This window comes from Streptomyces sp. NPDC042002 (assembly GCF_055588305.1).
This window is the reverse complement of sequence record NZ_JBVJCT010000062.1, coordinates 1-21,832: the sequence shown is the minus strand read 5'-3', so window position 1 is coordinate 21,832 and position 21,832 is coordinate 1. Positions and strand designations below refer to the sequence as shown.

The 21,832-nt window shown below is 69.1% G+C and carries 20 protein-coding genes and 3 pseudogenes; 10 read left to right on the top strand and 13 right to left on the bottom strand.

Annotated features, from left to right (window positions below):
• Positions 1 to 27 precede the first annotated feature (27 nt).
• Positions 28 to 1,632 carry a phospholipase D family protein gene (locus ACZ6KY_RS40785; RefSeq protein WP_469315309.1) on the bottom strand — a complete coding sequence of 535 codons (1,605 nt, stop codon included), beginning with the start codon at positions 1,630 to 1,632 and terminating at the stop codon, positions 28 to 30.
• A gap of 313 nt (positions 1,633 to 1,945) precedes the next feature.
• On the opposite strand from ACZ6KY_RS40785, the pseudogene ACZ6KY_RS40780 reads away from it, so the two are divergent.
• The 5 genes and pseudogenes from ACZ6KY_RS40780 to ACZ6KY_RS40760 all read left to right on the top strand — a co-directional run.
• Positions 1,946 to 2,140: pseudogene (locus ACZ6KY_RS40780) on the top strand (ISL3 family transposase); the annotation flags it as partial.
• 209 nt (positions 2,141 to 2,349) lie between these two features.
• Positions 2,350 to 2,712 (top strand): ISL3 family transposase, encoded by a 363-nt coding sequence (locus tag ACZ6KY_RS40775; protein WP_469315308.1) that lies wholly within the window; start codon positions 2,350 to 2,352, stop codon positions 2,710 to 2,712.
• 33 nt (positions 2,713 to 2,745) lie between these two features.
• Complete coding sequence (locus tag ACZ6KY_RS40770) at positions 2,746 to 3,582, top strand: alpha/beta fold hydrolase (protein ID WP_469315307.1); 837 nt, start codon at positions 2,746 to 2,748, stop codon at positions 3,580 to 3,582.
• Positions 3,575 to 4,195, top strand: coding sequence for a TetR-like C-terminal domain-containing protein (locus ACZ6KY_RS40765; protein ID WP_469315306.1), 621 nt, complete (start codon positions 3,575 to 3,577; stop codon positions 4,193 to 4,195). The genes ACZ6KY_RS40770 and ACZ6KY_RS40765 overlap by 8 nt, the downstream gene beginning before the upstream one ends.
• Positions 4,196 to 4,516: 321 nt before the next feature.
• Positions 4,517 to 6,043, top strand: coding sequence for an ISL3 family transposase (locus ACZ6KY_RS40760; protein WP_469315316.1), 1,527 nt, complete (start codon positions 4,517 to 4,519; stop codon positions 6,041 to 6,043).
• A gap of 297 nt (positions 6,044 to 6,340) precedes the next feature.
• On the opposite strand, the pseudogene ACZ6KY_RS40755 reads toward ACZ6KY_RS40760, so the two are convergent.
• The 5 genes and pseudogenes from ACZ6KY_RS40755 to ACZ6KY_RS40735 all read right to left on the bottom strand — a co-directional run.
• A pseudogene (locus ACZ6KY_RS40755) lies at positions 6,341 to 6,877 on the bottom strand (DUF4383 domain-containing protein); the annotation flags it as partial.
• Between the two features lie 364 nt (positions 6,878 to 7,241).
• Positions 7,242 to 7,859 carry a sigma-70 family RNA polymerase sigma factor gene (locus ACZ6KY_RS40750; RefSeq protein ID WP_469315305.1) on the bottom strand — a complete coding sequence of 206 codons (618 nt, stop codon included), beginning with the start codon at positions 7,857 to 7,859 and terminating at the stop codon, positions 7,242 to 7,244.
• Positions 7,860 to 8,173: 314 nt separating this feature from the next.
• Positions 8,174 to 8,302 (bottom strand): hypothetical protein, encoded by a 129-nt coding sequence (locus ACZ6KY_RS40745; protein ID WP_469315304.1) that lies wholly within the window; start codon positions 8,300 to 8,302, stop codon positions 8,174 to 8,176.
• Positions 8,303 to 8,497: 195 nt separating this feature from the next.
• A complete protein-coding gene (locus tag ACZ6KY_RS40740) occupies positions 8,498 to 9,274 on the bottom strand; it encodes a YqjF family protein (RefSeq protein WP_469315303.1) in 777 nt (258 codons plus the stop codon).
• Positions 9,275 to 9,296: 22 nt separating this feature from the next.
• A complete protein-coding gene (locus ACZ6KY_RS40735; RefSeq protein WP_469315302.1) occupies positions 9,297 to 9,998 on the bottom strand; it encodes an SDR family NAD(P)-dependent oxidoreductase in 702 nt (233 codons plus the stop codon).
• 431 nt (positions 9,999 to 10,429) lie between these two features.
• Between ACZ6KY_RS40735 and ACZ6KY_RS40730 the strand changes: the two genes are divergently transcribed.
• From ACZ6KY_RS40730 to ACZ6KY_RS40720, 3 genes are all read left to right on the top strand, one after another.
• Entirely contained in the window at positions 10,430 to 10,663 is a 234-nt protein-coding gene (locus ACZ6KY_RS40730; protein WP_469315315.1) for a hypothetical protein, read from the top strand.
• Between the two features lie 116 nt (positions 10,664 to 10,779).
• The gene (locus ACZ6KY_RS40725; RefSeq protein ID WP_469315301.1) at positions 10,780 to 11,679 is read left to right on the top strand and encodes a hypothetical protein; all 900 of its coding nucleotides are present in this window, start codon (positions 10,780 to 10,782) and stop codon (positions 11,677 to 11,679) included.
• A gap of 128 nt (positions 11,680 to 11,807) precedes the next feature.
• Complete coding sequence (locus tag ACZ6KY_RS40720; protein WP_469315300.1) at positions 11,808 to 12,101, top strand: hypothetical protein; 294 nt, start codon at positions 11,808 to 11,810, stop codon at positions 12,099 to 12,101.
• Positions 12,102 to 12,335: 234 nt separating this feature from the next.
• On the opposite strand, the gene ACZ6KY_RS40715 is transcribed toward ACZ6KY_RS40720, so the two are convergent.
• Entirely contained in the window at positions 12,336 to 12,821 is a 486-nt protein-coding gene (locus ACZ6KY_RS40715) for a DUF427 domain-containing protein (RefSeq protein WP_469315299.1), read from the bottom strand.
• Positions 12,822 to 13,111: 290 nt separating this feature from the next.
• On the opposite strand from ACZ6KY_RS40715, the gene ACZ6KY_RS40710 reads away from it, so the two are divergent.
• Together ACZ6KY_RS40710 and ACZ6KY_RS40705 are read left to right on the top strand one after the other, a co-directional pair.
• Positions 13,112 to 14,287 (top strand): PP2C family protein-serine/threonine phosphatase, encoded by a 1,176-nt coding sequence (locus ACZ6KY_RS40710; RefSeq protein WP_469315314.1) that lies wholly within the window; start codon positions 13,112 to 13,114, stop codon positions 14,285 to 14,287.
• Positions 14,288 to 14,768: 481 nt separating this feature from the next.
• On the top strand, positions 14,769 to 15,581 hold the full coding sequence (locus ACZ6KY_RS40705; RefSeq protein ID WP_469315298.1) for a restriction endonuclease: 813 nt from the start codon (positions 14,769 to 14,771) through the stop codon (positions 15,579 to 15,581).
• Between the two features lie 203 nt (positions 15,582 to 15,784).
• Here the strand turns inward: ACZ6KY_RS40705 and ACZ6KY_RS40700 are convergent, their stop codons facing one another.
• The 6 genes and pseudogenes from ACZ6KY_RS40700 to ACZ6KY_RS40675 all read right to left on the bottom strand — a co-directional run bounded on the left by ACZ6KY_RS40700 (position 15,785) and on the right by ACZ6KY_RS40675 (position 21,356).
• Positions 15,785 to 16,081, bottom strand: coding sequence for an NUDIX hydrolase (locus ACZ6KY_RS40700; RefSeq protein ID WP_469315297.1), 297 nt, complete (start codon positions 16,079 to 16,081; stop codon positions 15,785 to 15,787).
• A gap of 63 nt (positions 16,082 to 16,144) precedes the next feature.
• Positions 16,145 to 16,741 (bottom strand): cation efflux transmembrane domain-containing protein, encoded by a 597-nt coding sequence (locus tag ACZ6KY_RS40695; RefSeq protein ID WP_469315296.1) that lies wholly within the window; start codon positions 16,739 to 16,741, stop codon positions 16,145 to 16,147.
• Positions 16,742 to 16,990: 249 nt separating this feature from the next.
• Entirely contained in the window at positions 16,991 to 18,673 is a 1,683-nt protein-coding gene (locus tag ACZ6KY_RS40690) for an IS1182 family transposase (protein WP_469315295.1), read from the bottom strand.
• Positions 18,674 to 18,917: 244 nt separating this feature from the next.
• A pseudogene (locus tag ACZ6KY_RS40685) lies at positions 18,918 to 19,721 on the bottom strand (IS630 family transposase); the annotation flags it as partial.
• Positions 19,722 to 20,047: 326 nt separating this feature from the next.
• Positions 20,048 to 20,395, bottom strand: coding sequence for a MerR family transcriptional regulator (locus ACZ6KY_RS40680; protein WP_102907108.1), 348 nt, complete (start codon positions 20,393 to 20,395; stop codon positions 20,048 to 20,050).
• A 22-nt stretch (positions 20,396 to 20,417) separates the two neighbouring features.
• The gene (locus ACZ6KY_RS40675; RefSeq protein WP_469315294.1) at positions 20,418 to 21,356 is read right to left on the bottom strand and encodes an aldo/keto reductase; all 939 of its coding nucleotides are present in this window, start codon (positions 21,354 to 21,356) and stop codon (positions 20,418 to 20,420) included.
• Positions 21,357 to 21,832: the final 476 nt, after the last annotated feature.

The following is a 21,832-nucleotide window of genomic DNA, read 5'->3' as shown; positions in this document are numbered from 1 at the left end:
GGGTCACCTCACCCGTCCGGGACACCGTCAGTAGGCACCGTGCCGACGCAGGGAGCGCGGGCGGCCGTCGGGATCGGCGATGACCCGGTAGAGCGGGTCGGTCAGGGCCCGCGTGATGCGGGACAGGCGCGGCGGGTGGTAGGTGCGCAGCCGTCCCGACGGTCGCGGACCGTGGCGGCCGTCGTCGTGCCACGCGTCCAGAGCGGCGGCCGAGTCGGCGTAGGCCGCAAAGGCGCGGCCCGGTTCGCAGAGTGCAGCCGCTTCCCCGTCCCCGTCGAGGTCAAGGTGTTCGAGATTCAACGACAACCGCAGCTCGCGCGCGAAGACGCGGGCGCCGTCACCCAGGCCGCCGGGGTCCATCGGTTCACGGGAGTCACGGGTCTCGTCGAGGACAGCGCAGCTGAGTTCCGAATCGTGCGTCCAGGAGCGCCGGTTGACGTTGTCGGACCCGACCGAGGCCCAGACATCGTCGATGACACAGACCTTGGCATGGACGTACACGGGTGTCCCGGCGTGATTTTCCAGGCTGTAGACGGCCACCCGGTCGCCGCCGGCCCGTCGCAGGACTTCCAGGGCGCGGATCCGGCCCAGCAGGTTCATCGGTGTGCTGATCCGCCCCTCCTGGTCCGGCAGTGGCGGCAGGACGGCGATCATCCGCAGTCCCGGATGATCCGCGAGAGCCTGGGCGAACGGCTGGACGGCACTCTCCGACCACAAGTACTGGTCCTCTAGGTAGATCAGCCGGCGTGCCCGCCGCAGGGACTTCGTGTAGGCGCGGGCGATGCTGCGTTCACCGTCGGGAGCGAACGGATAGCCCCTGAGGCGGTTCGGGTAGGTGCGCAGGATCTGGACCGTATGGGAACCGCGCGGGCCCGGGTCGGGTTGCTGCACCGGGAGCGGATCCGCCCGCGTGTCCTCGTCCCGGAGTGCCGCCCGCAGCCGGCTGCGCGGGCTGCGACTGAGCGGAGCCGGGTCCGTCCACCGCTCACGGAACGTGGCCTCGACATCGCCGACGGCGGGCCCGCGCACCGCCAGCTGGATGTCGTGCCAGGGCGGACGGGAACCGTAGGCGTCGGCGATAGGTTGCGCCAGCGGGTCACCCTGATGAGCGGCGTCGTCCCGACGGCTGTGGCACAGATCGATCCCGCCGACGAAGGCGACGTCCCGCTCGGGCCGACCCGGGTGGCGCAGCACCACGAACTTTTGATGGTGCGAGCCGCCCGGCCGCACCCGCATGTCGAGCAGGCACTCGCCTCCCGCCTCCTCGATCTCCTCCCCCAGGTGGTAGTTCTCCTGTTCGCTGAACTGGAACCGATCCAGGTGCGAGCGCCACACCAGCCCCTTGACGACGACACCGCGGCGTGCGGCGTCGCACAACACATCGCCGATAGCGCTCTTCGGACCGTCCAGCAGCTCGTCAGGGTCACCCCGCCAGTCCGTGAACATCAACATGTCGCCGGCCCGCTGCGCCCGCACGGCCGCGAGCAGCTCGGCGAAGTACACCGCCCCGTGTACCAGGGGACGGACGTCGTTGCCCGTGGACCACGCCGCACCGTCGGCATGACGGCGGTCCACCCGCGACGCCGGATTCCCCCGCTGAGCGGAGGTGAGCAGCCAGTCGGCGCGTTCCACGTGACAGTCCTTCCAGTCAACGGCCCTTCCGGGATCTCCTGATAGATCCGTTACCCCATGAGCGCGTGACCACGCGATTCCTGCTCCGCCAGTCCTGCGACGACCCAGCAACCAGCGGAGCAGGGCCGCCACGGACAGTTGTCGTGCAGATACGACGCCTATCGTGCTCAGGCTCAATGTTCACCACTTCGGGCTCTGGCTCAGGTTTTTGCGGTGCGTGCACGCTGAGTAACAGCTGAGGTCGTGTGGGCGGCTCGGGAAGTTGCCTGAAAACGAGCGGTGGCCTGTGTGGTGTGGCTGACAGTTCGGGGCCGTGGATGAACTCGTGCTCCAGGTGAAGGAGCTGCTCCTGGCGTCCGTCGACGACGTCGTGGTGCTGTCGGTGGACGTGAACATCGCGATAGTGCACGTTGACGTGTGCTGCACTGCGGCGGGTGCCGTGTGCCCGGGGTGCGGGACGTGGTCGAGCCGTGTTCACGGCTCCTACCTGCGGTTTCCTGCTGATGTACCCAGCGCCGGGCGAAATGTCTTACTGCGGTTAAGAGTCCGCCGGTTCAACTGCCAGGACGCCGTATGCGAGCGGCGGACCTTCGTGGAGCAGGTTCCCGGGCTGACGCGTCGGCACGGTCAGCGGACCGAGCGGCTGCGGTCCGTGCTGGCCGCCGTCGGTCTCGCGCTCGCGGGCCGGGCCGGTGCTCGCCTGACCGGTGTCTCGGGGTGCCGGTCAGCCGCAGCACCGTGTTGCGGCTGGTCGACGCGCTGCCCGAGCCGGAAGTACCGGTCCCGCGGGTGGCCGGTGCCGACGAGTACGCCACCCGCAAGGGCCGCCACTACGGCACCGTTTTCGTGGACGTCGAAACCCGTCATCCCGTCGACCTGTTGCCTGACCGGGGGGCGTCGAGCCTGGCCGCGTGGCTGGCCCAGCGGCCCGGCATTGAGGTCGTCTGCCGGGACCGGGCGCCCTTCTTCGCCGAGGGCGCCACCGCCGGGGCACCCCAGGCCGTCGCTCTGGGCTCGGCCCCCGATCGAGCGCGGCTGGGTGTGGCGTTGACCCTCATGGCTAATGTGACTAGTCTATAGCTAACGGCATTAGCTAATTTGTTGGGGGACGGCATGACCGAGCACCTGAGAATCGGCAAGAACACCATCGCCTTCGACGTGACCGGGGGAGGTCCCCTGGTCGTGCTGGCGCACGGTATCGGCGACAGCCGGCACTCCTACCGCTTCCTCGTTCCCGGCCTGGTGGCCGCCGGTTACCGGGTCGCGAACATCGACATCCGCGGGTGCGGTGAGTCCAGCCTCGGCTGGGACGGTTACAGCCGCACCGACATCGCCGGAGATCTGGTCGCCGTCGCGCGTCACCTCGGCGGCCCAGCCGTGATCATCGGGCAGTCGATCAGCGGCGGCGCCGCGACCATCGCGGCCGCCACTGCGCCCGACGTAGTCAGCGGAGTGATCGAGCTGGCTCCGTTCACCCGTGCGCAGCCGGTCGACCTGGGCGGGCTGATCCGGGTCAAGCGCTTCCGGACCGGGTACACGCGAATGGCGCAGGTCATCGTCCGGGGACGCCTGGCGGACTGGAAGAAGTACCTCGACGTGGCCTACCCGGCCAAGCCCGCCGACTGGAACAGCGAACTGGCACGCATCGAGGCCACGCTGAGTGAGCCCGGCCGGATGAAGGCCCTGCAGGACATGTGCAAGTCCAAGCCCACCGACGCCGGCACCCAGCTCGCCCACGTCACCTGCCCGGTCCTGATCGTCGAAGGCAGCCTGGACCCCGACTGGGCCGACCCCCGTGCCGAAGGGGCGAAGATCATCGCCGACCTGCCCGCCGGCCTCGGCGAGCTGGCCGTGATCGACGGCGCCGGCCACTACCCGCACGCCCAGACCCCCGACCAGGTCCTCGCGCTGGCCCTGCCGTTCCTGGCCAAGACAGCCTCCCGTGCCTAGGGCCGGACTCACCGCCGCGACGGTCACCGAAGCCGCCGCCGCCCTGGTCGACGAGGTCGGGTTCGACCAGCTCGGCATGGGCCTGGTCGCCGAACGGCTCGGGGTCAGGACCCCCTCGCTGTACAAGCACGTCACCGGCCAGACCGACCTCGCCCACCGGATCGCCATCCTGGCCATGAACCAGTGCGCCGACGCCATCCGCGACGCCATCCAGGGCCGGTCCGGCACCGAAGCCCTGGCCCGCGGCGCACAGGCGATGCGGACCTTCGTCAAGGACCACCACGGCCGATACGCCGCAGCCAACGCCGCCCGCCCGACCGGACCCGACGACCCCCTCATCGGCGCCCTCAACCGGGTGGTCGACTCCTGGGCGGCCATGCTGCACGGCTACCGGATCGACCCCGACCAGCAGATCCACGCGCTGCGGATGCTGCGCACCGTCCTGCACGGATACGCATCCCTGGAAGCAGCCGGCGGGTTCCAGTTCGCCACTGACATCGACGACAGCTTCACCTGGATGATCGACTTCATCGACCACGGCCTGCAGGAGACCACGGCCACCAGCACCAACAGCACCCTCTCCCGCAGGGCCGCGCCGGGCGTGACGCTCTGACCGCCGGGGACTGCGCTTTACGCCAGTCCCCGGCCCCACCGACCACCGGTGGACCACCCGCTCGCCGAACCCCCGCCCCTCCCTTCCGCACCAGCCAGAAGTGGAAACCACCATGAAGCCGGTCCTCACCGCCGTTACTGACTTCGGCTCGTTAGGGTGACCTTTCGCGAAGTTCCTGGTGAGGGCGGGTTGTTGGCCGTATCCAGTGGTGTGTGAGGTATGCGGATGGGGGCGGACTGACCGCTGTGGGGGTCTGTCAAACGAGCGGCCCTGTCTCGCTTTCGGTGGTGACGGAGAGTCGTGAGGGTCGTTGACATTCATGTGAAAGGTGTCAACGAGCTTGTGCAGACGGTGTTTTCGGGTCTTTCCCCGCTGACCATCGAGGATGTGGTCGACGAAGGTGAGCGGATCGTGGTGTGGGCACGGACTCCGCGGGACACTGCAGACTGCCCGGTGTGCGAGGCCCCGTCGGAACGCGTGCACGGCTATCACTGGCGGACAGTCGCGGACGTGCCGGTCGATGAACGACGGGTGGTGGTCCGTGTGCGGGTGCGGCGTCTGGTGTGTCCCACGCGCGACTGCCGCCACACCTTCCGCGAGCAGGTGCCCGGCGTCTTGGACCGGTACCAGCGGCGTACGACCCGCCTGACCAGGCAAGTAAAGGCCGTGGTCAAGGAGTTAGCGGGCTGGGCTGGGGCACGTCTGCTGGCGATATTGGCGGTGAGCCTGTCGCGTCACACGGCCCTGCGCGCCTTGCTGCGGATCCCGTTGCCCACTCGGCGGGTGCCCCGCGTGATCGGCGTCGACGACTTCGCACTGCGCCGGCGGCACCGCTACGCCACCGTGATCATCGATGCCGAGACTCATGAGCGGATCGACGTGCTGCCCAGCCGTACGGCCGACACCCTGGAGGCGTGGCTGCGCGAGCATCCAGGCATCGAGATCGTGTGCCGTGACGGCTCGGCGACCTATGCTGAGGCGATCCGGCGCGCCCTGCCCGACGCAGTGCAGGTCGCGGACCGGTGGCATGTGTGGCCCAACCTGTGCGAAGCCGCTCTGAGCGAGGTCAAGGCGCACAGCGCCTGTTGGGCCACCGTGCTGGACGCGCCGATCTACGACGGGCCCCGCGCCCAGACCACCCTGGAACGCTGGCACCAGGTACACGGGCTGATCGACCAGGGCGTCGGCCTGCTCGAATGCGCCCGCCGTCTCCAACTGGCCCTGAACACCGTCAAACGCTACGCCCGCACTGATCGGCCCGAGCGCATGCTCCGCGTCCCCAAGTACCGCGCCAGCCTCGTCGACCCCTACCGCGAGCACCTGTGCAAACGCCGAGCCGATGACCCCGGCGTCCCCGTCAAGCACCTCTTCGAAGAGATCAAAGCCCTCGGCTTCATGGGCTGCCTGAACCTCCTGCACAAGTACATCAACCAGGGCCGTGCGGACGCCGACCGCAGCCATATCTCCCCGCGCAGGCTCGCCCGGATGCTGCTGACCAGGCCCGACAATCTCAAGGCCGAGCAACACGAGCTCCTGGCCAAGCTCACCACCGCCTGCCCCGAGATGGCCCAACTGGCCACGGGTATCAGGGACTTCGCCCCGCTCCTTACGTCGCACGCCGACGCGCTCACACGCTGGATCGACCAAGTCCGAGCAGCCGACCTGCCCCATCTGCATTCCTTCACCCGGGGCCTAGACCGGGACGTCGACGCCGTGATCGCCGGGCTCACGCTTCCTTACAGCAACGGCCCCACCGAGGGCGTCAACACCAAGACCAAACGGATCGCACGTCAGATGCACGGGCGAGCAGGCTTCACCCTGCTTCGGCACCGCGTTCTCCTCGGATAGCAGCACGCCCCGTCACCACCGAAAGCGAGACAGGGCCGTTGGATTTACACCCCCGAACCTTGGAGCGCTCCGTCAATGACGGCGCCGGCACCGACGAAACCATCGCCCTCAAGCGCCGCCACTTCCACTACTGACCGGACCTGAACCACCGCCACTGCGCCGCCCGTTCGCCCGGCCCGTTGTGTCGCCGGCCTGGACGGATGTGCGGGGTTCTGCGGCGTCGAACGTGCCGTGGCCGGGCCCGGACGCCTCAGTGGCTGGGCCGCGAGCCGGGAGACCTGGTCGCTCTCTGCAGGGCCGTCCGGCCGTGCCGGTCGGCAGCGCCGCTGCGGGGGCCGGCTGTCGGCGCCGGGCGAGGGATTCCCGGGCGGCCTCGCGCGGGTGCCGGTGCTGCCAGTACGGGTTGTCGTGGGGCAGCTTGCTCGACACGCGCCCGTACATGCCGAACGTCAGGATCACCAGCCCCATGACGAAGCTGAAGATGACGTTGGTCATGCCGAAGTCGAGGATGTTGGCGGGCCGGTCGAGGATGAAGATGTGGACGAAGCCGCTGAGCAGGAACAGCGTTCCCACCGCCATGTTGAGCGTGGAGGCGACGTTCCCGCCGATGGCGGCACCCGCGATCAGGATCAGGCCGACGGCCACGGAGATCAGGCTCAGGGCGCCGTTGGACGACATGCCCGCGATGCTGTCCCCGTTCGTGTTGAACGGACTGAGTTCGTCGGCGAAGCCGAGGATGCCGAAGACGAGCAGGACCACCCCGCAGAAGGCGGAGCCCCAGCGGTAGACGGTGGCCAGGTGGTGGTTGAGGGGGAGTTCGTCCTGGAGCTTCATCGCCCGTCCCTTCTCTTACCGGGAGTCAGGCCCGCGACAGCGGCGCCTTTTCTTGCGTTTCGTCCCTTCATTCCCTGGAAAGCCGCCGAGTGGTTGCACCGCCTTCCTGCGGGGGCGGGATCAGTCGGCCGAGCCCCTGCCGGAGCCGGAGCCGGAGCCGGAGCCGGAGCCGAAGTCGCTATCAGGATGTGCGAGGAGACGTTCCGTGCGAGCAACGCCGGGGAAGCGGCGGACGCTTGAGCGCGATGGGCGAGGGTGGTCCGCAAGGGCGGGTCCCCGTCTCCTCTGTCACCGCGAGAAGGCGGGGCATCAGCTGGTCACGGATCGGAGGCCTGTGTCGCCCGCGAGAATCAGCGGACGGGGCTCAGCAGCGGCTGTTCTCCCCCACGTCTTGGAGGCAACGGTTCAGCCCGTGCAGCCCGCGACGGGTGTGGCTCTTGACCGTTCCCAACGGCAAGCCGGTGACCTGGGCGATCTGGGTTTGTGTGAGGTCGTTGTAGTAGGCGAGGCTGAGCACGCGCCTCTGCGTCGCGGGGAGCTTTGACAACTCGTGACTGATGAGGACGCGGTCCAGCACCGCATCGGGCTCACCGGCACGATCCTGCGTGTATACGACGGCACCCGCTGCCGCCACCAGGTCGGCCCGGCGTGTCCGGGCGTGCAACGCGTCGGCGATCTTGCGCCGGGTGATTCCGACGATCCACGCTGCCAGGGCGCCACGCTCGGGTGTGAAGCCGGCCCGTCCCCGCCAGGCGGCGAGGAACACCACCTGCGTGACGTCCTCCGCCTCAGCCGCGTCCCCCAGAGAGCGTCGGGCCAGGGTGTACACGAGCCGGCCCCATCGGTGATAGGCCCCGGAAAGGGCCTGCTCGTCGCCTTCGGCGAACGCGGCGGCGAGTTCCTCCTCGTCAAGAGGCTCCTGGACGGGAGCCGTGAGCGGAGCACCCTTGAGGGGCGGCTCGGTCAGCTGCTGTGAGGTCATGGCGACTGCTCCTCGAACAGGGCGGGCTGCGCCATGTCTCCGAAGGGGGCGACCACTGTGGGTCGTACCGTCCGCGGTGTCTGGCGCATCGGTTCGCGCGGGGCGATTCCGGCTCTGCCACCATCCGAAATATCGATGCAGCGGGCAACTTGCATCGACTGTGCGTCGTATTGGCTGCCCGCTTCGAGGCGGTCCGCATACCGGTCGTCGGCGACGGGCACGGACACGCGCTGGCTGACCCGCTCATCCGCGGGCGGCACCGACGGGCTGCGCTTCCCGTAAAAGGCTTGGGCGCAAGCCCCGGCCAGTGCTGGTCAGCCTTCCAGTGCGCCGTACTGCCGGGCCAGCGCGTTCGCCATCACATCGATCGAGTAGCGCGTGGTGACCAGGTCGCGTCCCGCACGCGCGAAACGCTCTCGCTCCCTTTCGGGCAGGGCCGCCATCTTGTGCAGCCGCTTTCCAGCCCTGCCGCACTCGACGTGTCGAGCGGGATGCCGTTCACGTCGTCCCGCAGGTCGCGGCGGGCGGGCCGACCGGGTCCGTGAGCGCGGGCCCCGATGGGGAGCCGCGCGTCTGCTCACGGTCATGTGGGAGCGGGCACAGGCACGGTAGGCATAGCGGCCTCAGGCACAGACGCATCAGGTACCGGACAGCGATACCGGTGTTCCGAACCGCACCGGCACACCAGGTGCGTACAACACGCTGACCGGTGCTTCCCTGGGCTGGGACAGGCCTGCGGCCGCGATGAGGGAGTCGTCCCAGTCGAGCAGGGAGCAGTGGTGGAAGGACCACTCGGGGTGGGTGTTGGGGAGGTAGTAGGAGCGTCCGAATGCATGTCCGTGCAGTCCCCAGCGGTTCGTGAGGAACTCCTCGACGGGGTCCGGCGTCATGGAGGTGCTGTTTACCTCGAGCCACACGCGAGCCCCGGCGTTCGGTGTTCCGCGGCGGCTGGTCCGGTACAGCAGGCGGTTGTCGAACCAGTGGCTGTGGATGCGGGACCACCGGTAGGGGAGCCGGAAGGACGCGTCGGCGGCCAGGACGGGCGCCAGGCGGTCGCATTCCAGCGAGCGGAACACCACTCCGCGGCGCCCCAGCGCGTCCCGGCTGTAGAGACGGACGTTGACCTCGTCGAAGGAGCCGAGATACGGGATCGCCGGGGAGCCACCGAAGGCGAGATCGCGCATGCGGAAGAAGACCAGGCCGACGTACGTGCGGCCGTTGTGGAGGTCGGGGACGGTTCCGGGCGGCAGAAGCCGGGCCACCTGGAACGGGTCTACAGGCCAGTGCAGGAACACCAGGTCGCGCCAGTTCTGCCGGAAGAGGGTCCGCCGCAATTCCCGCGGCGCGTGAGGGGTCACCGGCTCCACGGGGTGCATGGTCCGGTGGTACCGGCGGGGCGATCCACTGTCGGGCACGGTTGCTCCTCGGCCGCCCGCCCTACCGCTCGACGTCGAGCGGGGCGTCACGGCCCGGCTTCACCACTCGGGCGCCGGCCGAGAGCGCGGCGACGATCGCGTCCACCGCCTCGGCGACGGGCAGCCCCGCCGGCAGCACGGGAGGTGTTCCGAGAACGGCTCGGCCGGCGAATCCCGTCTCCACGTGGGGCAGACGGATCTCCAGCACCGCGACCCCGGACGTCCGCTGCTCGCGCCGGACTCCCCGGAGCCATGCGGCCAGGCCCGCCTTCGACGCGGAGTAGTCGGCCATGCCCGCCGCGGGCGAGTCGGCGACGACGCCCGTGATCGCCGCGATCACGCCGCCCGGTTTGACGACGGGAAGGGCGGCTCGCAGGAACGTCATGGGGGCCAGCGTATTGACGGTGAACAGGTGCTCGGCCACGGCGTCGTTCACCGACTCGGCCGGTCCGAAGGCGGCAACGCCGACGCAGACGATGACCGCGTCCAGCCCGTCGAGTTCCCCGGCGGCCCAGGTCACCGTGCGTGCGCACTGCTCGAGGTCGTACGCGTCGAAAGCGCGGGCGGGGGCGTCGCCGCAGGCCCGGGACACGCGGGCGAGGCCTTCGCGGTCCCGGCCCGCAACGGCCACGGCGGCTCCCTGCTCGTGCAGCCGCAGAGCCAGGGCGGTGCCGAGGACTCCCGTTGCGCCGGGAACCAGGATCCCCGCACGGCTGATGACCATGACACACCTCCCGTACCCCGGGTGACCCCGGGGCGTCGGACGACTCGCCTCCCTTCTTCGGCAGGTGATCGATCCCTGGATGCGGCAGTGGACCGCCGCAGGCAGCTCACGCCCGCTCTCCGTTCCGGCCCACGAGCGTGTGACCCGTGAGCTGCGCCCGGCCGGCACTCGCCGCCTCGGACGGCGCGGTCCGGCCCCATCGTCCCGGCCCATCCCCGTCATGTCCCGCCTCGTGGAGCCCAGTTCACACAAGCGCGCAGGACCGCGCGGCGGCGGCAGACAGCGGCGCGCCGCTTCTTCGCGATGGGGCCGCGCTTCGTCGCGAAGAAGAGTGCGTGCGGTCAGCCCCTGCATCCGCGGACGCCATGAGATCGGAAAAGGGGTGAAAGCATCCCAAAATGTTTCACCGGTCCGTGATGAGAGGGACAGCAATGATCGTGAAGAAGCTGCACGATGCGGGCGTCCAGAGTGAACACGCTTACGCCGCGGCCTTCGGCTCCATCGGCCTTTCGCTCGTCTCCTGGCTGGCGTCCAACAAGCAGGAGAACCTGGAGCGGGCCGACCGTTGGGGCATCTTCGTGGGGGAGTGGGCGCCCACCTTCTTCGCCCTCGGGCTGGCACTGGCCAACTACGAGCAGAGCGATTCCACGGGGGCTGACCGCTGATCGACGGGCCGCATCGGTCACGACCCCGTTTGGCCTGCATCTGCGATCTGCGGAAGCGCGCCTCCCCGACCGAGAAGACGCTGATGCGAGACATGGTGACAATGGAGACGAGTTCGGTGACGGAGCTGCTCGGCAGTGGGATCGAGGACGTTTCGGCCGGGCGACGCGTGGGGCCGGGCGGGCCGCCGACATGGCGCGAGCTGGGGCTGCAGTCGATGTCGGCGACGCTGGTCGAATCGCTGAGCCGACGGGGAAGCCGCTTCTTCGAAGCACTGTGCCAGTGGCCTCGATGGCATGCACTGAACGAGCGTGCACTCGCGGTGACGCATCATCCCCTGCTCATGGCCGAGTCCGCCCGTCAGCTCGCCGCCGCCCTGGAGTTGCGGTATCTCAAGGGCGCGGATGACAACCGACTCCAGCCTGTCTCGGTGAGCCTGGGAGTGGACCCGAGAGCACAACCGGTCGAGCGCGGCGCCGCGTCGGACGTCCTGGTGCACGTCACGGTCAGCGATCTCGTCGTACGAGTGGGTACTGTCGCCGCGTACCGCCTGACGGCCGAGTTCTTTCACGCCGGCACGCGCTTCGGCGCCTGCGGCATGACGCTGGCCCACCCTTCACGCCCTCGACCGGAGGTGACCTGCACGCCGTATCCGGGCCTGCTGCGTCCCGCCCCGGCCGCCGTGGGAGCGTCGGCCGAACCGGACGTGCTTCTCGCGCGCGGAACACAAGGGCGACTCGTGATCGCCCCCTGCGACCCTGGGCACCCGGTGCTCCTCCCGGGCCGCCCCGCCCTGCTGCCGGCGCTCGCCGTCATGGAAGCCGGAAGACAGGCGACGCTGCTTTACCGAGGGGCCCTGCCGTCCGCTGTGGCCGGCATCGCTGTGCGACTTGACGCGCCGGTGCCAAGCCGCGGGGCGGTCGTAGAGGTGGCGGCCGAGGGTGGTGCCTCGCGCTTCCTCGTAAAGGCCGGGGAACAGATTGCCGCCATGGGCACGGTCACCTTGTTGCGACCCTGAACGCAGCAACGGCGATCTGCGCTGTCGCGGGCATGCTGAACCCCCGCCGATGTTCGGCCCGCGGCGGTACGACGGACCTTCGTCGGAGCTGCCCGTCCGGGCTGCGGCTATCCGGGTGTGCTGAAGCCGTGTCAGGCGACCGACCGGAAGCCGATTGGCCATGCTGGGCGGAAAACAACACGCTGTCCAGCGACGAGGAGTACGGCATGCCGATGGACTCGGTGGCCAGATTTCTGGCGGCTCTGAACCCGCAGGACCGGCAGACGGTCGATGCCGAACCACGCGATGAGCAGGAGCGCCTTGCTGCGGCATGGGAAAGCGAGCTGGAGGCAGACGCCGAACTGGACACGCTCGACGAGTTGTCGCCGGCTGCGGCGGAAGCAGAGGTGGCCCGTCGTGTTCTGGACCGCAGAGACGGTTGACCCCCTGTGGCACCCGTGCCACCGCGGTCACGGCCGGGTGGCCGATCGCAAACATGGTCAGCTGTGCGGCATGTGGTCCGGTGGGACGGTTTTCGTCTGTCCCTAAACGGCTGTCGGACTTGGCGGGATCGTTCGCAGGAGAAGTTGACGCCGGTGCAGCACGCAACGTCCTGTCCCCGGTCGTTCCTGCGTCATCGCGGCCCTCGCCTTCCGGTCAGCTGGCGTTGACTCTCCTTACCACCCCTGTGTTTTGGGCGCGCCCTTGAAGGGGCCTTGCACGTCCGAGGTGATCCAGCCGCCATAGAAGTCTCCGTCCTGGGCCCGCGCCTCTTCGCCGCCGACGAGGCAGCGGTCGACGCGGCTGACGTAGAAGGCGAAACAGTCCTTGAGGGCCGTGTAGGCGGGTTCAGGGTTGGAGTAGCTCCAGGCGGCACGACCGCGCACTTCGTGGCCGATGATCAGGTCCCAGTAGCGGGCAGTGCCCTTCCATTCACACCAGGAGTGGCTGTTGGTCGGGAGCAGCAGATCGGACCTGACATCTTCCGGTGGGATGTAGAACGTCGGGGGATGGCTGGTCTCGAGGACCCGCAATGCCCGTCGAGTCTCGGCGATCACATGGCTACCGCATTCGACCCGGACGAGGCGGTCGTCCCGTAGTACAGAAGGGGGCCGTGGATAGTCCCATACGGACTCGATTGTGCGATCGATGGATTCGGGCATGCCGTCTCCTCGCCCTGAGCGCACACGCCTCGGTCAGCGCGTTCGTCACTTCTTCTCCCCATCCCGGGATCCCGGATGAGATGTCCTGGGATCGATCGGGCCATCGTGCCGTGGCGGGACGGACACCGGGCGGGCAGGCGACGGTCTTGGGTGGGCTTCGAAGACAGTGCCGGCGCGGGTACCGGTCCCGAGGACAGCGATGTGCGCAGGTGCTGAGGGCGCCGACGACCGGTAGAACGTAAAGGGTGAAGGACGAGGGCAGCCCTGCTGAGGATGCGCGGCCGCACCGTGTGGCGAGGCCGGCGATCGACTACCAGGCGCTGTTCGCGGTCACCCCCAGCCCCTGTATGGTGCTGGGCCCGGATCTGGTGCTCGCCGACATCAACGAGGCGGCCTGCCGGGTGACCGGCCGCACCCGGGAGGATCTCCTCGGGAGGTATCTCTTCGATGCCTTTCCTGAGAATCCGGCGGACCCGGATGCTGACGGGGTGCGGAATCTGCACGCCTCCCTGCACCGGGTTCTGAGCTCGAAGGAGCCGGACACGGTGGCGCCGATGAAGTACGACATTCCCGTGGCCGAGCGGCCCGGCGTGTTCGAGGAGCGTTGGTGGTCCGCGATCAACACTCCGGTGCTCGGGCCGGATGGGCAGGTGGAGTGGATCCTCCACCGGGGGGAGGATGTGACCTCGTTCATCCGCTCCCATCCTCGCCTGCGAGAAGGCGGGGCGCTCAGCGACGTGGAGGCGATGGAGGTCGAGCCGTATGCGCGGGCGCGTGAGCTCAAGCGGCTGAACGAGGAACTGCGCCAAGCCCATGCCCGGGAGCGCCAGGTCGCCCTCACCTTGCAGGAGGCCATGCTCCACTCGCCTCATCTGGCTCGGCACCGGGAGACCGCGGTGCGCTACTTGCCCGCCGCCGGGTCGCTGAACGTGTGCGGCGACTGGTATGACGTGGTCGACCTGCCCGAGGACAGATTTGCCGTCGCGGTCGGCGATGTCGTCGGCCACGGCCTGGAGGCCGCCGCCGTCATGGGTATGCTCCGCAGCGCGTTGTCCGCCGTCGTCCGGGCCGTGGAGTGGCCCGCGGAGGCCCTGGATGTTCTGGGCCTGTATGCATGCGACGTGGAGGGTGCGCTGGCCACCACGGTCGTCCAAGCCGTCGTCGACACCCGTGCTCGCCGCATCGTGTACAGCAGCGCCGGCCACCCGCCCGCCATCCTGGTCCACCCCGACGGCACCTTCGACCTTCTCGACCAGGCCACCGACCCACCGCTGGGAACCCGCCCCGAACCCGTCCCCCACCCCCAGGCCACCCTGCCCTATACCCGCGGCGACACCTTCGTGCTCTACACCGACGGCCTCATCGAACGCCGCGGTGAGGACATTGACGACGGCCTGCGACGCCTCACCGACGCGCTCGCCCGCTATGCCCGCGACGACGTCGCCCTGATCGTCATCCGCCTGTGATCCACGCGCCACCAGCGTGGTGCGCCACATCTGCACACCTGCCAGGTCGAGGGTGCCAAGGCAGGCTGCCACGTCTGGCTTTTTCGCGAGGTGCATGGCCTGACTCTCACGCAAGCAAAGGCCCTGGCAGATGAGTTGAAAACGACCGGGCCGGCGCGTCCACGGCACCGAGGTGCGCCTCACACCCGTGGCGGTCCCGGCCCAGAACGGTCCCGTTCCGAAGAGAGGACCGGACGTGGCTGCCCCGCTGGAGGTACAGGCCGATCGAGGCCGACGGCTCGGGCACCTGCCCCCCTGGCCTGAGGCTCACGCCACGTTCACGCGCGGATCGCACCGGGGCCGAGGACATCTGGTCCAAGGGACGAGCCCGCACCTGTCCTCGGGCTGGAAGAGGCATGTGCGACGGAACCCGGTAGAGCGGCTGATGCCTGGGAAGACGCGAGTTGATCTTCGTTGACGTCCCAGGGGAGGAAACATCACTATGGCCGTTCCCGCACGTGCCCGGCGTACCGCGCGCCGCTCCCGCCGGTTCGAACTCCGGGCGACGGCCCTCTACTTCGCCCTCCTCGCGGTCATCCTCGCTCTGGTGGGCGCGGCCGCCCGCACCGCGGCCGCGGCCGCGGTGCAGCGTCCCGCCTGGGCTGTGGCGCTCGCCCTTGTGGGCGTCGGCGCCGTTATGACCGGCTGTCGCGGGAAGCGCCGCATATCGGCGGCGAGGATCGCGCGCCGCGCGGCCGTGGCCCTGGACGAAGCCACGCAGACGGCGGTCGAAGCGCTCGACGCGGCGTCACCGGCTCCTGCCGTCGGCCTGGTCCCCGCCGGGACCGGCGCCTGCAACGGCCGCCTCGGCACGGAACCCACCGTCCTGCTTCCCGAGACCATGCCCGAGGCGCCCGCGGTCACAGTCGAGATCGCCTACGAGACCCTGGACCCGGACGAGTTCGAACAGGCGGTGGCCGAACTGTGCCGGCGCGACGGCTGTCTCGACGTGGACGTCGTGGGCGGGGCTGGCGACCTGGGCGCCGACGTCGTGGCGAGGACGCCCGACGGGCGCTCGGTCGTCATCCAGTGCAAGCGGTACTGCGACGGCAACCGGGTCGGCTCACAGGACCTGCAGCGCTTCGGCGGCACTTGCTTCACCGTTCACGGCGCCGATGTCGCTGTCGTGGTCACCACCAGCGACTTCACCGCCCCCGCGCTCGACTACGCAGAGCAGTGCGGCATCGTGTGCGTCGACGGTCCGCAACTGCAGCGCTGGCAGGAAGGCGGGGGACCGCGGCCTTGGGAGGCGTAGTCGTCGGCAGGCTGACGGCCACGTTGTCTCACCCACGACCGGCACCATCCGCAACACTGCACCCTCGACACCTCCGGCCCGCGATCCGGCTCCCGGCGGCGGCTACACAACAGCATCGAGCGCCCCTCAGCCCTCAGCCCTCAGCCCTCAGCCCGCTGCCCGTGCACGGCCAACGGTCCCGGGCGCCCCCTGGCACCGGGGGATCAGCGTTCTTGGTGGCGGCGCTCGGCGAGGAGCAGGGCCAGTGGCCCTGCGGGCAGGAGGAACCGTCCCTCGCGCACGGCGTGGAGCGCATCCTCCATCGGCCACCACATCAGCTGGAAGTCCTGTTCTGTCGCGGTCAGTTCCTGGGCCCCCAGGGTCAGGTGGCGGGCTTCGAAGAGGTGCACGCGTGCGGGGGACTTCAGCGTGATCGCGTGCGAGCCCAGCGGCGTCCAGTGGTCGGCGCTCAGCTTGACGCTGTCGGGGATCTTGAAAGGTCCCGATCTGACGGTGATCATTGAGTGCCTGCCCCCTGGTGGATCGGAGGTGAGATGGGCCTCCGCGTGGAATGCCGTTCGGTCTCAGTGGCCGCCGGAGAAGATCTCCCGGACCTCGCGGGCGGCGTAGAAGACCAGGACGTAGCCGGCCAGCGGGTCGGCCCACCAAAGGCCGAAGGTGTTCAGGATCAGACCGAGCAGCACTGCGGCTGCCAGGATGCCGTCGATCAGGGTGACGCGGCCTTCGGTGATGAGCACGGGGTTTTTCAGTGCGGCGCCGGTGCGGGCCTTCCCGGCGGCTAGGGCGAACATGACGGCAGCGGTCACCGCGGTCCAGGCGATGCCGAGTGTGGAGTGATGGGGGTGGAAGCCGGTGACCAGTACGAGGGTTGACTGTGCGAGCAGGTAGAGGGCGAGCAGGGCGAACCCGATGCCGATCAGCCGCATGGCCCTGCGTTGCCGGTGTTCGCCGGTTCCGGACAGTTCCCAGATCACCACGGTGGACGCGCCGATTTCGATCAGGGAGTCCAGTCCGAAGCCGGCCAGCGCGACCGAGCGTGCCGAGACGGCGGCGATGGCGAGCACGACGATGCCGACCACGTTCCAGGCCAGCGTGGTGTACTCCAGGGTGAAGCCCCTGCGCAGCAGGGTCTGGTGGGAGAGCTCATCCGTTTTGGTCACCGCGCGATTCTCCCAGTGGAAGCACATCCACCCTCCGCTGGGTCTTGCCGGTTGCGCCGAGGGTGCTGGCGTGATGGTGCGGCAATAGGGCCGGTTTGTGAGCCCGGGGACCTCTCGGTGGGACTGACCACGGTCAGTGCCACGATGATCAGTCGCCGTGTGCGTCGTGGGAGGGTTGGTCTGCCCACGTAACCCGACCTCGCAGGGGTCCGGGGCCCGGCGGTGACCACCACCGTGAGAACGATCATGTCAGCCTGCGGGATGGGTGGCGGCGCGCCAGGACCGGGGCCGGGGGATGTGCTGCCAGTCGAGGAAGCCCTGTAGCGCGGTCGGATTTCGGGGCTGGCGGGTGGGTGCCGGCGGCAGGTGGACGTCGATGCGTTCGAGGTTGACCGCGATGGCGGTCAGGACGTGCTGGACGTGGGCCTTGTCCTCGCTTCGGTAGCAGCACTGGCGCATGCCGTGACCGTTGACGAACTCGCTGATCGTGCCCTCGATGGCGGCCCGCAGCGCGTAGCGCGAGAGCCATTCCTGGGTCTGCTGCTCGGTCCGCGACTCGGACTGGATGTCGTAGAGCTCACGGGGCAGGAAGGACACCTTGCGGGCGTCGGTGCGGGTGCAGGCGGACTTCACCGGGCATTGCCGGCAGTCGTCCGGGGCGAACTCGGCGTTGACGTAGGGCGCGAGGGAGGGCGGTGTCGACCACCGGCGGCTGACCTTGCCCTGCGGACAGGTCACCTGCTTTGCGTCCCAGTCGATGGCGAAGGCTTCGCGGTGGAAGGCGGCGCCCTTGCGGGACTGGCGGGTGCTCCTGGCCCGGATCGGCCCGACCAGGCCGACACCGTGCTCGCGGGCGACCTGCTGCTTCAGCGCGACGGAGAGGTAGCCGCCGTCGACGAAGTGCTCCTTCGACAGCAGGTTCCGATCATCGAGGTTGGCCAGGATGCCGGGCAGGGCCTTGGTGTCGTGGACGGGGGCCTTGGTGGTGGTGACGTCGGTGATCACGCTGGGGGTGTCCGGGTCGCAGGTCTCGGTGACGTGCGCGAGGAAGCCCTTCCAGCGGGTCTCGCCGCGGCGTGCGTAGCGGGCGGCCACGTCGTAGGGCGAGACGATGGCGACGGCCGAGGGCGGCAGGCCGGCGTCCTCTGGCTCCCGCCACTTCGGTCGGTCCTGGGCGTCGAGGAAGTAGTTCTGCACGAAGACCTGCCGCAAGGCCTGGACCTGCTCGCCGTGGCAAAGGGCGGGCAGGTAGTGGTGGACGTAGCGCAGGAGCAGGCGGACGTCTTCGCCGGTCTGCTTGATCCTGGTCCTGGGCTTGGAGGGGTTCTTGCCGAGCCGGGCCGAGCGGCCATAGCGCTTGCCCCAGTCCTCAGTCACCAGGCCGACCAACTCGTGCGGGGCCCGGCGGGCGAGTTCCTCCAGGGCGGCGCGCATGGCCTCGGTGACCAGCTCCAGTCGGGTCAGGTCGCGGACCGCGGCCAGGACGTGGGTGGAGTCGGTGCGCTGCCGGCCGCGTTCTCGGACCAGGCCAATGGCCCGGATCTTCTCCAACGCGAGGTCGAGCAGTTTGTCGGCCCGGCCCTCCTCGGCCAGGCGCTCGCGGAAGTCGGCGAGAACGCTGTGGTGGAATCCAGGGTCTTCCAGGTCCATGCCCAGGGCGTACTTGAAGTCGATGCGGTTGCGCACGGACTCGGCGGCCTGTCGGTCGGACAGCTCCAGCAGGAACTGCAGGACCGAGATGGTGGCCAGCTGGGCGGGAGACAGGCCTGGCTTGCCGTCCCTGGGGTACCACTCCTCGAAGTCCTCGTCGTCCCATAGGCCGTTGAGATGGTCACGGATGGCCATGGCTGTGGTGCCCCTGGGGTTGCTCGCCCGGGCGACTCTCGCGGTCAGCTCAGGGATCACGCAGCCGGTACGGGGGCGAACACACATCTCGGGTCCTCCGGGGTCTCGGGCCCCAACCGTCCCACCGGCGCAGATCACCGAGCTCGTGGTTCCTGGCACGGCCACCACGATCGGGTGAACGCGATCGGCACTCCCGTCACACAGGCAACGGCAGACACGAACGAAGCGTTCGCCCAACGGTCACCAACTCGCCGTCGGCGGCCTTCACTGGCTCGCCGACCTGCCTGCGAAGCTCTGATCAGGCGAGACGGATTGCTTCATCAGCATGCAGTCGGTCCCAGACCAGCACGATCGGCGCCTTGACGAGCTGATGGATGCCGTCGATCAGGGCGATGAAGTCGCGCTCGCCCAGGCTGCGTCGCTTGCCCTTGCCCTCGGGGTGGGTGCGTAGGCGGTGGCACAGGCGGGTTGCGGGAGCCGGGCCGCATGGCGATCAGTCCGGTGACCGACAGGCGTCCCGAGCGCCGCCCGCTGACCGTCACGACCGGCGTGTGGCCACGTCGGCCCCATGTGCGTCCCTTGGGCGGACGGCGGGTGAAGCCTGCCTCGTCCTCGAAGCAGAGGTAGCCCCCGCAGACCGCCCTGGCTCTTTTACCTCGGCCCAGGTCGCCTCCTTCCACACCTTCACGGCCTGCTCGTCGCGTTCGGCGACCCGCCGGGCCGGGACCTGCGGGCTGAAGCCGAGCCGGTGCATCAACCTGGTGGCCCCGGAGACGCTGCAGGAGACATGGAACTTCCTGCCGATCAGCGTGGCCACCCGCGCTGCCGTCCACACCTGGTCCTCCACCCAGCCATGCGCGGCCGGCCCCTGCTCGAGATGCGCGGCGAGTTTCTCCAGGCAGCGTGGAGACAGGCGGCACTGTGATCCGCTCGGGCCGCGGGACGACAGGGCCTGCACACCGCCATCGCGCCACACCTGGTGCCACTCATAGGCGGATTTCCGGCTCACTCGCAGCCGCCACGCGACCTCCGGCGGCTTGATCCTCTGCTCGAACAGCTCGGCCGCCTGCATCCGTACCGTCTCCCGGCGCTGACGTCCCACAGCGGTCAGTCCGCCCCCATCCGCATACCTCACACACCACTGGATACGGCCAACAACCCGCCCTCACCAGGAACTTCGCGAAAGATCACCCTAACGAGCCGAAGTCAGTAGTTGTCACGTAGGCAGTCTTCTTGTCACCTGCGGGGCCGCGGGCCTGTCGATCGCCTTGGCCAGTTCCTCGGTGCGGGCGTGGGCAACGACTTGAGGGCCCGGTAGGTAGGGGAGGTTGTCCTGTGTCCATCTGCTGTCTGAGCCAGTGGCAGAGGTTGTGCCGTTGTCGGCTCCAGACGGCGAGGAGTTCGGGATCGTGGGCGATGTGTGGTGGGCAGGGCGCGAGCTGAGTGCGGCGTTCCCGGCGCTCAGCTGTAGTAGGCGATCTTCTCGTCGAGAACCTCCATGGCCCGGCACAGCGCTGCCACCCGCTGCTCCAGGGAGGCACGGCGCTCGCGAAGGAAGGCGACCCGGTCCTGCGGAGGGTGCTCGGCGCGCAGGATGGCGACGAACCCCCGCAGGTCGGTGATGCCGAGGCCGGCCTCGCGGAAGCACGTGACCAGGCCGATCCAGAAAAGGTCGTCCTCGGTGTACTGTCTGCGCCCGCCAGCGGAGCGCCGGATCGGGCCGATGAGCCCTTCGCGCTCGTAGTAGCGCAGCGTGTCGATGGAGACACCGGTGCGGTCGGCGGCCGTTGCCGGGGTGAGAGTGGTCATGGGGCTCCTTTGGTAACCGCCGCTACCGCGCTTCGCCGAAGCGCGCCAGGTGCTCGTCACTGAGCCGCACACGGCGCGCAGCGAGTGCCTCCTCGATCTGCTCCACCCGGCTCGCGCCGACGATGGGATCGATCCCCTGTTGCATCAGCCATGCCAGGACGACCTGGTTCCTCGTGGCCGAGAGCTCGTCGGCGACGTCGTCCAGGACCGCGAGCACCTGGATGGTCCCGGGGTGATCATAAGTGTGCGGAAGCGGCTTGTCTGCGCGCACGTAGGAACCCCACATCAGCGAGCTGTACGACCACACGGCGAGCCCCTCCGACCGCGCGAGGTCCAGATCCTCAGCGCCGAGCATGCGGTGGCCGGCCTCCGCGACGGGGGTGAGCGGGCGCGGCTGGACGAGTGAGTGGCGCAGTTGCAGGGCCGTCCACGGTTCCACGTGCTGCTCCCGCGCGAGTGACCGGGCGCGCTCGACGCGCCAGGCTACGTGGTTCGCCGCCCCGACCCGCAGGGCAACTCCCTTTGCGACCAGCTCGCCGAAGGCGCCGACCGTCTCCTCCAGTGGCACGGTGCGGTCCTCGGCGTGGGCCCACAGCAGATCGATGTGCTCGACTCCCAGACGTCCCAGGCTCTCCTCCACACCGGCGTGGACGGCGCGGGCGGAAAGTCCTTCGGCGCTCTTCGGCCAGGAGTGCGGGACGAGCGGGTTCTGCCGGACCTTCGTCGCGATCCGCACCGCGTCGCGCGCGCCCGGGCGGGCCCGGAGCCACGCGCCGATGACGCGCTCGCTGGCGCCGCCGACGCCACTGGGGTCGGTCCAGAAGGAGTAGCAGTTCGCGGTGTCGAGCCAGACACCGCCGTCGGCGACGAAGGAGTCGAGGATCGCGAAGGCCCGGTCGGGGTCGACGCGGGTGCCGAAGTCCATCGTTCCGAGGACGATCCGGGGGTCGTTGGTATTCATGCCGCCCATGCTCGTATCTGGAGCGCGCTCCAGGTCAAGAGCGGTTGTGGCGGACGGTCCGGGACCCGATATCCGGGGGCCCGGCGCCGCGTGCAACGGACGCGCGTGACGATGCTCCCGTCGGCGGCGTCCTGATAAGTGGCCAGCCAGCCGAACAGGGCTGCCGGACAGTGACGCCGTGCAGCTCAGGTTGCCGATGGAGCGCCGGAGCGGGTGACAACAGTGCTGCTGGTGGCAAGTAGCACGCCGACCTGGTGACAACTGCTGTGCCTCGCCGCGCCGAAGCCGCACGTCAGCGACGGCCGTTGGTGACAACCATCCTGCTTTGGCACACCGAAGAACTCGCCGCACAGGGAGGTTTCCCCCTGGTCGTGGACACCTTGGACACTGGATCCGTGAAGTTCCAGAGATCAGGAGTTCCTGTTGGGGACCTACAAGTACTCGGCTGAGTTCCGGGCAGATGCCGTCGTGCTGTA

What these genes read in the sequence shown, in the direction of transcription:
- ACZ6KY_RS40770 (WP_469315307.1), top strand. Translation starts at nt 2,746, where the DNA reads ATGACCGAGCACCTGAGAATCGGCAAGAACACCATCGCCTTCGACGTG.
- ACZ6KY_RS40750 (WP_469315305.1), bottom strand. Translation starts at nt 7,859, where the DNA reads ATGACCTCACAGCAGCTGACCGAGCCGCCCCTCAAGGGTGCTCCGCTC.
- ACZ6KY_RS40745 (WP_469315304.1), bottom strand. Translation starts at nt 8,302, where the DNA reads ATGGCGGCCCTGCCCGAAAGGGAGCGAGAGCGTTTCGCGCGTGCGGGA.
- ACZ6KY_RS40735 (WP_469315302.1), bottom strand. Translation starts at nt 9,998, where the DNA reads ATGGTCATCAGCCGTGCGGGGATCCTGGTTCCCGGCGCAACGGGAGTC.
- ACZ6KY_RS40730 (WP_469315315.1), top strand. Translation starts at nt 10,430, where the DNA reads ATGATCGTGAAGAAGCTGCACGATGCGGGCGTCCAGAGTGAACACGCT.
- ACZ6KY_RS40715 (WP_469315299.1), bottom strand. Translation starts at nt 12,821, where the DNA reads ATGCCCGAATCCATCGATCGCACAATCGAGTCCGTATGGGACTATCCA.
- ACZ6KY_RS40705 (WP_469315298.1), top strand. Translation starts at nt 14,769, where the DNA reads ATGGCCGTTCCCGCACGTGCCCGGCGTACCGCGCGCCGCTCCCGCCGG.
- ACZ6KY_RS40700 (WP_469315297.1), bottom strand. Translation starts at nt 16,081, where the DNA reads ATGATCACCGTCAGATCGGGACCTTTCAAGATCCCCGACAGCGTCAAG.
- ACZ6KY_RS40690 (WP_469315295.1), bottom strand. Translation starts at nt 18,673, where the DNA reads ATGTGTGTTCGCCCCCGTACCGGCTGCGTGATCCCTGAGCTGACCGCG.
- ACZ6KY_RS40680 (WP_102907108.1), bottom strand. Translation starts at nt 20,395, where the DNA reads ATGACCACTCTCACCCCGGCAACGGCCGCCGACCGCACCGGTGTCTCC.
- ACZ6KY_RS40675 (WP_469315294.1), bottom strand. Translation starts at nt 21,356, where the DNA reads ATGAATACCAACGACCCCCGGATCGTCCTCGGAACGATGGACTTCGGC.